16 protein-coding genes are annotated in these 13,254 nt (G+C 59.5%); 4 read left to right on the top strand and 12 right to left on the bottom strand.

Annotation, left to right across the window (positions count from 1 at the left end):
* Positions 1-153: 153 nt before the first annotated feature.
* From I6E51_RS08615 to I6E51_RS08605, 3 genes are read right to left on the bottom strand one after another with little or no spacing between them, the layout of a single operon-like run.
* Positions 154-639, bottom strand: a complete 486-nt coding sequence (locus tag I6E51_RS08615) for a heme-binding protein (protein WP_197109971.1) — start codon at positions 637-639, stop codon at positions 154-156.
* A complete protein-coding gene (locus tag I6E51_RS08610) occupies positions 636-1,091 on the bottom strand; it encodes an NUDIX hydrolase (RefSeq protein WP_197109970.1) in 456 nt (151 codons plus the stop codon). Before I6E51_RS08610 ends, I6E51_RS08615 begins: the two co-directional genes overlap by 4 nt.
* Positions 1,092-1,101: 10 nt before the next feature.
* Positions 1,102-1,878, bottom strand: a complete 777-nt coding sequence (locus tag I6E51_RS08605; RefSeq protein ID WP_197109969.1) for an SDR family oxidoreductase — start codon at positions 1,876-1,878, stop codon at positions 1,102-1,104.
* Positions 1,879-1,944: 66 nt separating this feature from the next.
* Between I6E51_RS08605 and I6E51_RS08600 the strand changes: the two genes are divergently transcribed.
* The 4 genes from I6E51_RS08600 to I6E51_RS08585 all read left to right on the top strand — a co-directional run bounded on the left by I6E51_RS08600 (position 1,945) and on the right by I6E51_RS08585 (position 4,683).
* Positions 1,945-2,505 carry an NfeD family protein gene (locus tag I6E51_RS08600; protein ID WP_231599700.1) on the top strand — a complete coding sequence of 187 codons (561 nt, stop codon included), beginning with the start codon at positions 1,945-1,947 and terminating at the stop codon, positions 2,503-2,505.
* Entirely contained in the window at positions 2,502-3,416 is a 915-nt protein-coding gene (locus I6E51_RS08595) for an SPFH domain-containing protein (RefSeq protein WP_197105581.1), read from the top strand. The genes I6E51_RS08600 and I6E51_RS08595 overlap by 4 nt, the downstream gene beginning before the upstream one ends.
* Positions 3,391-4,173 (top strand): glycerophosphodiester phosphodiesterase family protein, encoded by a 783-nt coding sequence (locus tag I6E51_RS08590; RefSeq protein ID WP_197109968.1) that lies wholly within the window; start codon positions 3,391-3,393, stop codon positions 4,171-4,173. The genes I6E51_RS08595 and I6E51_RS08590 overlap by 26 nt, the downstream gene beginning before the upstream one ends.
* A 144-nt stretch (positions 4,174-4,317) precedes the next feature.
* On the top strand, positions 4,318-4,683 hold the full coding sequence (locus I6E51_RS08585) for an RNA polymerase-binding protein RbpA (protein ID WP_197105583.1): 366 nt from the start codon (positions 4,318-4,320) through the stop codon (positions 4,681-4,683).
* Here the strand turns inward: I6E51_RS08585 and I6E51_RS08580 are convergent, their stop codons facing one another.
* The 9 genes from I6E51_RS08580 to I6E51_RS08540 form a co-directional block, all read right to left on the bottom strand.
* On the bottom strand, positions 4,684-5,409 hold the full coding sequence (locus I6E51_RS08580) for a polyprenol monophosphomannose synthase (protein WP_197109967.1): 726 nt from the start codon (positions 5,407-5,409) through the stop codon (positions 4,684-4,686).
* Positions 5,402-6,967, bottom strand: coding sequence for an apolipoprotein N-acyltransferase (lnt, locus tag I6E51_RS08575; RefSeq protein ID WP_197110175.1), 1,566 nt, complete (start codon positions 6,965-6,967; stop codon positions 5,402-5,404). Before lnt ends, I6E51_RS08580 begins: the two co-directional genes overlap by 8 nt.
* Before the next feature lie 13 nt (positions 6,968-6,980).
* On the bottom strand, positions 6,981-9,413 hold the full coding sequence (locus I6E51_RS08570) for an RNA helicase (RefSeq protein ID WP_197105586.1): 2,433 nt from the start codon (positions 9,411-9,413) through the stop codon (positions 6,981-6,983).
* Between the two features lie 25 nt (positions 9,414-9,438).
* Positions 9,439-10,197: a twin-arginine translocase subunit TatC gene (gene tatC / locus I6E51_RS08565; RefSeq protein WP_197105587.1), complete on the bottom strand. Its 759-nt coding sequence runs from the start codon at positions 10,195-10,197 to the stop codon at positions 9,439-9,441.
* 50 nt (positions 10,198-10,247) lie between these two features.
* On the bottom strand, positions 10,248-10,463 hold the full coding sequence (gene tatA / locus I6E51_RS08560; RefSeq protein WP_197105588.1) for a Sec-independent protein translocase subunit TatA: 216 nt from the start codon (positions 10,461-10,463) through the stop codon (positions 10,248-10,250).
* Between the two features lie 78 nt (positions 10,464-10,541).
* A complete protein-coding gene (locus I6E51_RS08555) occupies positions 10,542-10,913 on the bottom strand; it encodes a hypothetical protein (RefSeq protein WP_197105589.1) in 372 nt (123 codons plus the stop codon).
* Positions 10,914-11,261 carry a hypothetical protein gene (locus I6E51_RS08550; RefSeq protein ID WP_197109966.1) on the bottom strand — a complete coding sequence of 116 codons (348 nt, stop codon included), beginning with the start codon at positions 11,259-11,261 and terminating at the stop codon, positions 10,914-10,916. It abuts the gene before it with no gap.
* 8 nt (positions 11,262-11,269) lie between these two features.
* Positions 11,270-12,253, bottom strand: a complete 984-nt coding sequence (locus I6E51_RS08545) for a YafY family protein (protein WP_197109965.1) — start codon at positions 12,251-12,253, stop codon at positions 11,270-11,272.
* Entirely contained in the window at positions 12,246-13,229 is a 984-nt protein-coding gene (locus I6E51_RS08540) for a YafY family protein (RefSeq protein ID WP_197109964.1), read from the bottom strand. The genes I6E51_RS08545 and I6E51_RS08540 overlap by 8 nt, the downstream gene beginning before the upstream one ends.
* Between the last annotated feature and the right edge of the window lie 25 nt (positions 13,230-13,254).

The following is a 13,254-nucleotide window of genomic DNA, read 5'->3' as shown; positions in this document are numbered from 1 at the left end:
CTCCCCCACTTAAACACTCGTGATTTCACCTTGCGCTGGCGTCGAAGGCTTGCGCCTTAGCCGCATAGGCAGGTTAGCAAAAACATGAGAGTCTGTCAACTAAGCCCCGGTTTGAGGACGTGAAGTTCTACCCGTGCTCACTGCAGCAGCACACTAAAAACTCGGATTACGGCTGCTGACGAACCTCGCCAGCGCCTCAGCAGCGGCTTCGTGATCGATAGCGTCCGGCTCCCCCGACATGGTCATTGTGCCGATGATGGCGCCGTCTACCCACAGCGGAATCGATCCACCGTGAGCCTTGTACCTGTCGTGGTCGACATCCGTTCGATCTTCAAACGGCGTACCGGCAGCGAGGTGGCGCAGCTTGACCACAAGCGACGCTTCGCCGAAATGGTTCACAACTGCAGCTTTTCCCGCCAGCCAGGGGTCGTTGTCTGCGTTTGTCGACTTCAGCTTCGCCTTGAAGACAACGTCACCGTGGAGAACGATTTCAACTGCGAGATTGAGATCCCATTCCTGAATGACCTGTACGGCAATCAGCCCCAGCGCGACAGCATCATCATTGGTGATGGTGTCGAACTCAATTTCGTTCAAGTACTCGACATCGGGCACCGAGTAGTGCGGTAGTGGACGACTCATCGGTTCATCTCCTGAAGGTGCGTTCGAATGACGCCGACAAGCTCGGCGGGCTCATAACGATCGGATGTGGCGGCCAACTCATCGATGGTCCACCACCGGTGTGCCAACACGTCGACGCGTTCGTCGGCTGTCCATTGTTCTTGTGACGGCTCGAAGGCATCTGAGTGAGCGAGGTAGAACTCGGCGTGACCCGTGTCATGATCAGCGTCATCCCACTCCACCACGAAGTCGTGCGACCACACGGGAGCACCGAGATCCTCGATAACAAGTCCGGTTTCTTCTTCAAGCTCGCGTAGTGCCGCTTGGTGGTGTGACTCCCCCGGGTCCACGCCGCCACCCGGCGTCAGCCAGCGCGCGACACCGCTTGTATCCGGCGCTTTCGTCAGAAAAAGCAAGAAGCGCTGCTCGCGGTCGAACAACAGCACACGGCTGGTAGTTCGGTTCACCGGCATCCGCGGGTCGCTACTTGTTCAGAAAGTCTGAGACGTCGCCGACGTAGCGAGTGTTGTTCTCGGGCACAGGCTCAACGGCAGCAGAAGCAACCTCGGCGGCGAACTCGCTCACGTTGTACAGGCGGCCAGCAGCCTCTTTGCGAGCCTCGATCGCTCCAGGGTTGGCGCGCTGCAGCAGCGTCGCGGTGATCGTTCCCTCAATCATGTCGCCCGAGACAACGACAAAGCCGATGCCCTTAGCCTCAAGCTCAGGGATCAATTCGCGCAGGGCATCCTCGCCGGCACGCTTGCTCAGCGCGACCGGAACGTATTCGGGCATCGTCTCAACGGTGCGGATGAAGTGCGCCTGGTGGCTAGTGACGAAGACAACGCGTGAACCTTCGTGGAGCAGCGGCATCATGGTCTTCAAGAAATTGACTTGAGCGTCGCGGTTGAGCTGCATGGCGTAGTCCTCAGCCATGCCACCCTCCATGCCGCCGGAGGCATTGAGCACCAGAATCTCGAGCCCGCCGAACTCAGTCTTCACCGTCTCGAACAGGGCAGAAACAGTCTCGGGGTCAGTGAGGTCGGCGCCAATGGCAATCGCCGAACCGTCAGTCTCGTTGAGCTGAGCGACAAGCTTGAGGGCGCGAGCCTCTTTGTTGCGGTAGTTCACGGCAACGCGGGCGCCCGCTTCGGCGAAGTAGGCGGCCGTATCGGCGCCAATCCCCCGCGAAGAACCAGTGATGAGCGCGCGAGCGCCATCGAGCGAGTGGGCTGCCAGAGGATTCGAATTATCGCTGTTCACCCTACGACTTTAGCGGTCAATGCCGTGCTGTGCAGTGAGGTAAGTGCTAGCGTCGAGACTGAAGATTTGTCGAACCGCGCAACGATGAAGGGCGCCGGAACAATGCTTATTGATCTGACCCAGTACCTCTGGATTCTCTGGCTTGCCCTCGTCGTGTTGTTCATCGTGATCGAAGTCATGACTCTCGAATTCACGTTCCTCATGATCTCCGCGGGCACTCTCATCGGTGGGCTCGGCTCCAACCTTCTCGGCTGGCCGTGGTACATCCAGATCGCTCTCGCCGCAGCGATCTCTGGCCTTCTCATCTTCACCATCAGGCCGGTTTTGCTGATGAATCTCGAAAAGGGATCCGACCCTGCAAAGAGCAACGTCGACGCTCTCTATGATCTCGGCGGTCGCGTAACAGGCCCCTTCGCCAATGGCATTGGCGAAGTCAAACTCGACAATGGCGAAACCTGGACTGCCCGCATCGGAGACAGCTCGCCACCGTCGGCGGTTCCCGTCGGCAAGCGAATTTCGGTCACGGCCATCGAAGGTGCCATGGCCGTTGTCGTTCTTGAATCTGCCAAACCCGGCTCCACTCAACCTCGTGCGTCTACAAAATCGCCGAGAAAGGAAGAAAAGTGACTGATCCTGCTGGCTTCATAGGCCAGATCTTTGTGATTATTCTGCTCGTCGTTCTGGCGATCTTCGTGATCGTCACGTTGTTCCGTGCAATCCGCATTGTTCCGCAGGCGCGTGCCGGAGTCGTCGAACGCCTCGGCAAGTACCGCAAGACCTTGCTGCCGGGCCTCAACATCCTTGTTCCTTTTATCGACCGAATGCTGCCCCTCATCGACCTGCGAGAACAGGTCGTCTCGTTCCCCCCGCAGCCCGTTATTACCGAAGACAACCTCGTCGTCTCCATTGACACCGTCGTCTTCTTCCAAGTAACGGATGCCCGTGCCGCGACCTACGAGATCGGCAACTATCTCGGGGCCGTTGAACAGTTGACGACCACGACGCTGCGAAACGTCGTCGGTGGCCTCAACCTTGAGCAGGCGCTCACGAGCCGCGACAACATCAACTCGCAACTGCGCGTTGTTCTCGATGAAGCAACAGGCAAGTGGGGCATTCGCGTGGGTCGCGTCGAGCTCAAGGCCATTGACCCGCCCCTCTCGATCCAAGATTCGATGGAAAAGCAGATGCGTGCCGAGCGCGACCGCCGTGCGCAGATCTTGACCGCCGAGGGAACCAAGCAGGCCGCGATTCTCGAAGCGGAAGGTTCGCGTCAGGCAGCGATCCTTGAGGCTGAGGGTGAAGCGAAAGCTGCTGTGCTGCGTGCGGATGGTGAAGCTGCTGCGATCAAGACCGTCTTCGCCGCGATTCATGAGGGCGACCCCGACCCGAAGCTGCTGGCGTACGAGTACCTCCAGACGCTGCCTAAGATTGCAGAAGGTGATTCCAACAAGATGTGGATTATCCCGTCTGAACTGACGGAAGCGCTCAAGGGCATTGGTGAAGGATTCTTTAGTGGCAAAGGACCAGTCGCGCGTTAGCGCCAACTCGTCGTTCCTCTCCCCCGCTCGCCCCCGAGTGCTCGCGCACCGGGGGCTTGCGGTGGAAGCACCCGAGAACACGCTCCTTGCGTTCGCGAAAGCTGTCGCGGTGGGTGCGCACTACATCGAGACGGATGTTCACGTCAGCCTCGACGGTGTAGCTGTGGTCGCTCACGACCCGAGTCTCACTCGCGTCGCCGGCCGGAACATCATGGTCGATCAGCTCACGATGACAGAGTTGCGGCGAATTGATCTGGGCGAAGGTCAAGGCTTCTGCTCGTTGGGAGAGGCTCTCGATGCCTTTCCCGAGACTCGCTTCAATATCGACGTCAAGAACAAAGGCGCGGTGCTTCCCGCCGCGCGCGCGATCCGCGATATCCACGCGATCGATCGAGTGCTCGTGACTTCATTCGATGAAGCCCGCCGTGCCGCCACAGTCGAACAATTGCCAGGAGTGGCGAGTTCGGCATCCGCTCGACGTTTCATTCTGGCGCTACTGAGCGCCAAGACCGGAATTTCGCCCGCCGTTCGCCGCGCGCTCAGTGGACTGGTTGCCATCCAAGTACCCGAGAAGGCACTAGGGTTGCGTGTGACCACTCAGCGGATGATCGACCGCGTGCACACTCTCGGACTCGAGATGCACGTCTGGACGATCAATGAACCGCAGCGAATGCGTCACCTGCTCGACCTCGGTGTCGATGGAATCGTCACCGATCGAGCAGACCTCGCCCTCGAAGTTGTGAAATCGCGCGCCTGATCAAGGCGGCGCACACTCCACTTCTGGGCAGCGAAAATGTTGGCAAATGCTGACAAGTCGCTGTGAACAGTGCGCCCTTGGAAGCATACGTTCAGCAAGAGGGTTTATTACTTGTAGAAACCGCGAATTGAAGGAGGCCACACGATGGCAGATCGCAGCTTGCGCGGCATGAGACTTGGTACCCAGAGCTTACAGAGCGAAGAGGGTGTCGAGTTTTCCCCGCGGAAAAAGAGCGTATACAAGGCGGCCGACGGCACCACGTTTGAAGTGATGTTCTCGTCTGACGCCGAAGTTCCCCAGCAGTGGCTTGACGCCAAGACGGGTCACGAAGGAACACTCCTCGATGACAACGGCGAGCTGGTAGAACTCGATGAGGTCGACGTGAAGGTTCCCCGTAGCCACTGGGACATGCTTCTCGAACGTCGCACCCGCCCCGAATTAGAAGAGCTTCTTCAAGAGCGTCTCGACTTCTTGCGTGCCCGTCGCGGCCAGCAGAAGATCGGCGCCTAACTAACGACGTGCTGCATTCAGGGTCGCCGCTATTCCCCAGCCGGTGACCCTGAGCAGTGCTTCTGCAACAATTCCTGCATGCATTTTTGATCGACCTGTTGAGCGCTCAACGAACGTGATCGGATGCTCCGCCACTCGGTAGCCCGCACGTTCCAAGTTCCAGGCCATTTCTACTTGAAAGCAGTAGCCCTGCGACGAGACACCGTCGAGGCCTAGCTCTCGCAGCGCGCTCGCGCGAAACACTCTGAACCCTGCCGTGATGTCCCGGATGTCGGAGTGCAGCACCGTGCGGGCATAGGCGTTCCCCGTTTGCGAAATGGTGTGCCGAAACCATGGCCAGTTCTTGACGGAACCGCCGGGCACCCAGCGGGAACCGATGACAAGATCGTTGCCTGCTTTGGCGAGAGCAATCATCGCCGGAAGATCAGACGGATCATGGGAACCATCGGCGTCTATCTCCGCGATGTAGTCATAACCGCGCTCAAGGGCCAGCGCAAAGCCGGCGAGGTAGGCCTTGCCGAGTCCCTCTTTCTTGGCGCGGTGCAGCACAGTGATGCCCGGATCGGCGGCGGCGAGCTCTTCGGCGCGCTCCCCCGTGCCGTCAGGGCTCGAATCATCGACCACGAGAACGTGGGCTCGTGGCACTGCTTGCCGGAGCCGACCAACGATCGCGGAAATGTTCTCGATCTCGTTATAGGTCGGGACGACCACGACGACGTTAGGCATTTTTTCTCCGACCGGCCACTGCTGCGACGATGAGTGCGCCGAGCCCTATTCCTGACACGAGCCACTCGAGCTCGCGACCCCAGACAACGGCCGGAGTGATGCTGGTGGAGAGCGGCACGTCTTCGACCATGGTGGCCGCCGTGTACCACGGTACTTCAGCAATTGTGGTTCCGTCGGGGGCGATGATCGCGCTCAAACCGACAGTCGAGATATTGACGACACTGCGGCCGAGTTCGAGCGCGCGAATGCGGGCCATCGCCAGCTGTTGGGCGCTCTCATCGGTGCGGCCGAAATCCGCGTTGTTGGAGGACGCGATGATGAGCTGAGCGCCCTCTTCGACGGACTCTGTAAGGATCTGGTCGTCGACGATGTCGAAACAGATGTTGACGCCGAGGGTCACACCGTTCACATCGAAGACCATATCGGTGCTGCCGATTGAATAGTCGCGCCCAATGAGCCCGATGAGGTCGGGCGCAAACTGCTCCCAGATCTCGCGGTTGGGGACATACTCGCCAAAGGGAACGGGATGGCGTTTGTCGTAAATATCGACGACGCCCTCCCCCGGCATCCACAACAACTGACTGTTATAGATGTTTCCGTCACGCTCGGTGATGTCGCCGGAAATCAGCGGTGCATTGGCGTTATCGACGACGTAATCGAAGGCTGCTGCCGCGTAACTATTGCTCAGCGGCGAGAGATCGGTGCCGCCCTCGGGCCACACCACGAGATCGAGATCCTGGCCGTAGAGCGGCTCGGTGGCGGTGAGTTGCGCCTGAAGTAGGTCACCGCGGTCGCGCTCGTCGAAATAGGCGGCTTTTCCATTTCCTTGGACTGCGCCGACGCGGAGTGTTCCGTCGAGGGTCGCGTGCCACGAGGGTGTGTTCAGCAGCAGAGTGACGACCGTTACCGGTATGAAGGCGGTGCGTAGCGCCCGCGAGAGGTGCTGGGCGCGTTCATCCAAGGGAAGTTCGCGGTAGTGACGCCAGGTGTATTCGGCGGCGGCAAGCGAAAGCGCGACAACAAGAACCATTACGAAGCTGACGCCCGAGACGCCGAGCCACGGGAAGAGGGCTGCAAGCGGGCTCTCCGATTGAGATAGAGCAACGCGGCCCCAGGAGAAGCCGCCATAGGGCCAGACGCTCATCCACGCTTCGCGCGCCGTCCAGAGTCCTGAAACCACAACGGCGAGGCCCAGCGTTGCTCCCCAGCCCGCTCCAAAAGCGCGCGGCAACCAGCGATAGGCCAGGGTGATTGCGAGCCCGCCGAGCGCGACGAACAGCGACTCAAGAAACGAGAGTGCCAGCATCGGCACAGGGCCCAAAAAGAGAGATGCCCAGGAGATGTGCGTCAAATAGAACGCCATTCCGCCAAGGAAACCGACGAGAAATGCCCCACGGGAGCTCCGCCCGCGAAGGGCGATGAGCACGAGCGCGATGCCGACAAAGGTCATCGGCCAGACGCTCTTGTCTGGGAACCCTGCATCCAAAATGGGGCCGGATGCCAGTGCAACTACAATCGCAGCCCAGAAGGGCAGCACAGCAACGGGTTTATCGGGCATCACGCGTTCGAGCCTAAGCGACAGAACTGTAGGCGACGATTCCGCGACGGATGCCGTCGAGCGCCTTGCGCGCGGTCGGGCCGACATTGCCATCAGCGACGACCGAGAGCTGGTCAAGAAGGTCGATTGTTTGTTTGGTGACGCGCACAAAGTCACCCGCAGCCATATCCGCGAGATCGAGCACGGAGTCAAGGTTGGCTCCATTCGCCCAGCGGTACATAGCGAGCGCGAGCCCAGCCGCGAGTGGTTGGCTGCCGGGGAGACGGTTGTCACGCTCGAGATCGTCGAGCTCTGCCCACAGCGTGGTCGTCTTGTCGAAGGCCTCACGGAAGGCACCACGCGGGAGGTAACGATCGCTGAGGTCACCTTCGTCGCGACGGGGCTCGTACACCAGCGTCGTAGCCATAGCGGCCAAAGAGGGGGCGTCGAGCTCGTTCCAGAACCCGTGTCGCAGTGATTCGGCAACGAGGAGGTCGCGTTCTCCATAGATGCGTCGCAGCGTGCGGCCGTAGGAGTTGATCGTCATTTCACCGTTGGCTCCCGGCTCGATGTAACCGAGCTTGGTCAACACATCGGTGACGCGGTCGAAGATCTTGGCAACCGCTCCTGTGCGGTTCTGAATCTGACGAGTCAGCTGATCCGTCTCGCGCTTCAGGCGCCACCAGCGTTCGGCCCAGCGTGCGTGAGATTCGCGCTCTGGACAGGCATGGCACTCGTGTTTGCGCATCTGGCGACGCAGATCGGCGAGCTTGCGCTGACGCCGTTCTCGCTCGGCGCGGTGCCCCGCATCGTTCTTGGGCTGCGACTTCTTTTCAAGATCATTGAGTTCACGACGGATGCGGGAGTACTCGCCAAAGTCGCCCAAGTGGCATTCCATTGACTTGGCATATCCGTCGAGCGAGTTCTTCTGCGAACGAACCTTGCGAGCCAAATCAACGACAGCGCGGTCGGCTTGGAATTGCGCGAAACTCGATTCCAGAATCTCGCGAGTGTGCTCCCGACCGAACAGCTCGATGAGGTTCACGGCCATGTTGTAGGTCGGCTTGAAGCTCGAGTTCAACGGGTAGGTGCGGCGTGACGCGAGGGATGCCACCGCCTGCGGGTCGAGCCCGTCCACCCACTGGATGACGGAGTGACCCTCGATGTCGATGCCGCGACGGCCGGCACGACCGGTGAGCTGGGTGTACTCCCCCGGAGTAATCGGAACGCGGGCTTCGCCGTTGAACTTCTCAAGCTTTTCGAGCACAACGGTGCGGGCCGGCATGTTGATGCCGAGCGCGAGCGTCTCTGTCGCAAAAACAGCCTTGACAAGCTTCTTTTGGAAAAGTTCTTCGACGACCTCTTTGAATGCGGGAAGAAGGCCAGCATGATGGGCGGCAACGCCCCGCTCGAGACCGCTCAGCCAATCCCAATAGCCGAGAACAGCCAGATCTTCATCGAGAAGCGTGCGGCAGCGAGCCTCCACGATCTCGCGAATCTCGTCGCGCTCCTCGGACGTCGTCAGGCGAACGCCCGCGCGCAACACTTGATTCACCGCCTGATCACAGCCCATGCGACTGAAAATGAAGAAAATGGCTGGCACAAGATTCTTTGACGACAGCATTGCGACGACATCGGCGCGATCCATGCGAGAACGTGCCGGGCGACCGCCACGAGAGTCATGGCGACTGCTCTTTCTGCGATTGCCGACACTCTGGCTTCGACCACCGAAGCGCGCCATCTGCGCGAGTTCTGGATTCACGCGGTTCGTTGCGGCCAAGCCTGACGAGTCGAAGAGGTCAATGAGCTTCGTGCCCACGAGCACATGCTGCTCCAGAGGCACTGGGCGGTCTTCTGAGACGATTACTTCGGTATCGCCCCGAACGGCCTGCAGCCAGTCACCAAACTCCTCAGCGTTCGACACAGTCGCGCTCAGCGAGACCATGTGGACGTCCTCAGGCAAATGGATGATCACTTCTTCCCACACGGCGCCGCGGAAGCGATCGCCCAGGAAGTGCACCTCATCCATCACGACCGTGCTGAGGTTCTTCAGCAGGTCAGACTTGGCGTAGAGCATGTTGCGCAGCACTTCGGTGGTCATGACCACAATGCGCGCGCTGGCATTGACGTTTGTGTCACCGGTGAGCAGCCCTACGTTCTCGGGGCCGTACTCGGCGACGAGCTCCTGAAATTTCTGATTGCTCAGCGCTTTCATCGGCGCCGTGTAGAACACCTTCGGCCCATCGAGTTGCATGGCGCGGTAGATAGCGAACTCAGCGATGATCGTCTTGCCAGCTCCAGTCGGAGCAGCGACGAGAACGCTCTTGTCGTCTTCGACAACTTGGCAGGCTGAGATCTGAAACTCATCGAGATCGAAGCGCTGGCTGGCGCGAAAGGCTTCAAGAACGGGGTATCCCCGACGCTTCTTTGCCGCGGCGTACCGTTCGGCGGGAGACAGTTCAGTCATTGACTACAGCCTAAACGGTGATTGCTTAGCCTTCTGCTCGCAACTCGGCGTCAACGGCGGCAGCTTTCTTGGCCGCACGTCGATCATGAAGCCACGCAATCAGTGCTGCGATGAAGTAGAGAATGATCATCGGAATGGCGAGCAGGAACATTGAAATGACGTCGGCGGCAGGCGTAGCGATTGCGGTGAAGATGCAGATCGTCAAAATGGCGACGCGCCACCCCTTGAGAATTGCATTCGCCGACAGCACCCCCACCAAGTTGAGAAGCACCACAAAAACGGGCAATACGAAAGCGATCCCAACCGAGAGCAGCAGCTTCACGATGAAGTCGTAGTAGTACTTTGCGTTCAGATTGGAGAGATCTTGGTCACCCGCGAAGCCCAACATGAGCGTGATGATGTTCGGCATTACATACCAGCCGGCGGCACACCCTGCGAGAAACAGGGGAATCGCGGTTGCTAAAAAGCCAATTGCATATTGCTTTTCTTTGCGCACAAGGCCGGGAACCAAAAACGCCCAGACTTGGTACAGCCACACCGGGCTTGCGGCGACGATCGCCACCGTGAACGCGATCTGCATACGGATATCGAATGCTTGAGTTACCGCGTCATAGTTGAGAGCGGCACCGCGGCCGGTTGCGTCAGCGATGTTGGTAATCGGTGCGCGCAAGGCGTCGATAAAGAAATTCGCAAAGATAAAACCTGCGATAGCGGTCACAATGATCGCAATCGCGGAAATGAACAACCGCTTCTTGAGCTCTACGAGGTGCGCGCCGAGTGACATCCGTTCTTCACTCTTGGAACGCCACCTCTCGGCGCGAACTGCCATAGGGGCTAGGACTTAGGAGGAGTGTCGCTGTTCGAATCCGCCGAAGTGTCGGCTGGGGAATCGGAACTGTTCTCGTCTTTCATCGTCTTGACCTCGCTGCGGAAGATGCGCATTGACTGGCCGAGACTGCGCGCGAGCCCAGGAAGTTTCGGTGCGCCGAAGAGCAAGAGGATGACGACCAAGAGAATAACGAGGTGCCAACCGCTGAGATTGCCGAGCATGGAGAACTTCCTTAAAAATCGAAGGCTGCGTTGGCCAATCATACCTAGATTTGCCGTGATGCGCCGAACAATGAACCGTTATCGGGCTGATGGTTCGCGCGGTGCGAACTCAACGGGGAACCACCGTTGAGGCTGTCGCCCAAAGCCGAGAAGAACGTAATCAGAACGGCTGCGATGCTTGGGGTGGTACAGCACCACGGCGGGTTTCGCGAGCAATTGCGCATCGCCCGCGCTCACCAACGACTTCACGACTACTCGCTCGATTCCCGCGCTGTCGGTGTAGCGCACCGCAATGCGGGGAGCTCGCCGTCGGCGGCGATACTCGCTACTGATGCCCGCTGTCTGCGCGCCGGCCGTGAGCAAATACGCCCGGATAGTCCGGCGTCGCAACCACGTTGCGAACCAGAGCAGAGCGATGAGAATCAGGCCAGCAGCAAAGACCCAGCCCACCTATGACCACTCCTTGGGCCACTGCATCTGAAAAGCGTCGCGCTTAGTGATTGTCTTAGCGCGAGCAATGCGGCGTTCGTGCCTAGCGAGCTTGACTTCAGCGCGCTGGCGCTTGTGCGCTTCATGGCGATCGCGAATCTCCACCATCTCGGTGAGAATTGCCACTTGTGGCTTGCTGAGTTTCTCCGACTCGACATCCAGAATCGACGTCTTCTCGACGACATCCGAAAGATCCTTCATCAGAACCATTGCCTTACGGAACAAGATCCACGCAACAACGCCCAGCATCGCGACCAAGATGAGTACGAGCCCCACCCAGATGAGCAGCCAGCCCCACCATGCAATCATCGCGGCACCTATCGCTGTTCCGCGTAGAGGTCGGACCCAGCCTGGGCCCAGCCCGCTACCGCACGTCGGGCCTCGTCGGGCGCCACGACGGTTACGACGCCGGGGAGGCCAGCGATGAGTCGCTTGAGACCGTGAAAGTGGGGAACACGAACCACCGTGCGTACGCGATCCCCCGCGGGTACCAGAACAGCATCTTCTGGCACGTAGTCCCCCAGCAGGCCGATGGCGCTCCGGGCCACTTCGACGGTGACCTCAATGTCTTCGGCAGAAGTATCGAAGAGCGTTTCCGGCAAGTTCACATCGCCAGCAGTGTGCGTGATCGCCTCGGTTGTCATCGCCGGTTTGGAGATGCGGTCGAGACGGAAGGTGCGCACATCCTCCCGTGAATGGCACAAGCCACGCACGTACCAGTCCGCGTCCACTGATTCAACCCGGAGCGGGTCAATCCGGCGCCGCTCGGACTCGCCGCGCGAGTTGCGATAGTCAAACTCAATTTGGGTACCCGCTGCTACGGACTCACGGATGAGGGCAAGCGTCTCGTCGAGCGCGCTCGACTCCACCGCGACGGCCGTTGGTTGCGCGGATGCTCCCCGTGACAGCTTCGAGGTGAGGGTTGCGATAGCTTCGCGATCAGCATGCTCGGGCAGGCTCGAGAGGTACTGCAAGCCCGCGATGAGCGCAGACGCTTCACGAGCGGAGAAACGTGGCGTGTCATCGATAGCGACCAGGTGCGTCAACACGATCTGGTCGTTATCTTCGAAGTCGTCCCAGGCAATATCGAAGAGATCGCCTGCCTGATAGGTAGCGGTATCGCCAGGGATTCCTGAAACCGCGATGAGTCGCACTGCGTCGCGAATGTTCTGCTCGGGCACGCCAAAGTGAAGAGCTGTTTCTGCGACACTGACGCGGTCACGGTCCATGAGATAAGGCACGAGCGCGAGCAAAAAGACCAGCTTGTCTTGAGCGCGCAGCGGCGGAATTTTCTTAGCCATGGTCTGCCACCGTTCTCGTGAGTCGTTCAATAACGGCGGACCGCAAATGGGGCGGAGACACTGCAACAACCTCGGGCCCAAAACTGGCGAGCTCGTCGGCCATGATGTTGACGTCAGTGAAGTTGACCTCAAGCATGCAATCCGGCTGCAACACCGCTCCGCGACGTTTGCCCAGACGAGTAGCGGCGTCGGTGCCGGGTTCCACCCGCAGCACAGCGACGTTGGACTGCCAGACCTGCTCAAGCCCAGACAAGGCCTGAGCAGCGGCGTCATCCGTTACGTAGTCGAATGTCTTTTTACTGCGCTGGATGTCGCTGACGATGCGTCGCAAGAGGAACGTCTTGAACTGTTCCGTCTTCGGGTCTTTGGCATACAGGTGCCAGCGGCCCTGATGTTGCACGAGCGCGAGTGGCGCCACGAGCCGAGTAGTCGATGACTGCTCCCCCGGCTTCAAATACTCGAAGCTGACAAGCACGCGCCGATCCATCGCTTCGCGGAGCGGTTCGAAGGATGCATCGCGCACCCGCAATTGTGGCGCGTAGCTGAGGACCGGCTCCGCCGTCTCGATGCCGAGCGATCGGAGTTTCACCATGGCACGGCGTGAACCCTCAGAGAGAGAACCCTCACGCCACACCATCGCGGCGAGACCGAGAAGCGTGGATTCCTCCGCCGAAAACTTGATGTCCTCGGGAAGTTCGTAGTCGACGCGAGGGATGCGGTAGCGAAGATTCTGGTTGTTGCCCGCTTGCTCGGGAGGCTCGATCGTTTCGAGCGGAACCCCAAGCTCGCGAATGTCGTCCTTATCGCGCTCAAACTGGCGCTCAAGGTTCGCGTTATCCCCCGAGTGTACGAAGCGTTGGCGATAGCCCTGCACCGTCGACAGGATCTCACTCTTTGTGAGCCCATTTTCGGTGGAAAGCAACGCCAAAACGAGGCTAAAGAGCCGTTCTTCGTTGGGTACTTTCGGTGTTGGCACGAGTCAAATCCTATGTCTCTGACAC

The organism is Salinibacterium sp. NSLL17 (genome assembly GCF_015864935.1).
Classification (GTDB): Bacteria; Actinomycetota; Actinomycetes; order Actinomycetales; family Microbacteriaceae; genus Rhodoglobus.
Note: the sequence above shows the minus strand (reverse complement) of the source record. Positions and strands in the feature narration are given on the sequence as shown.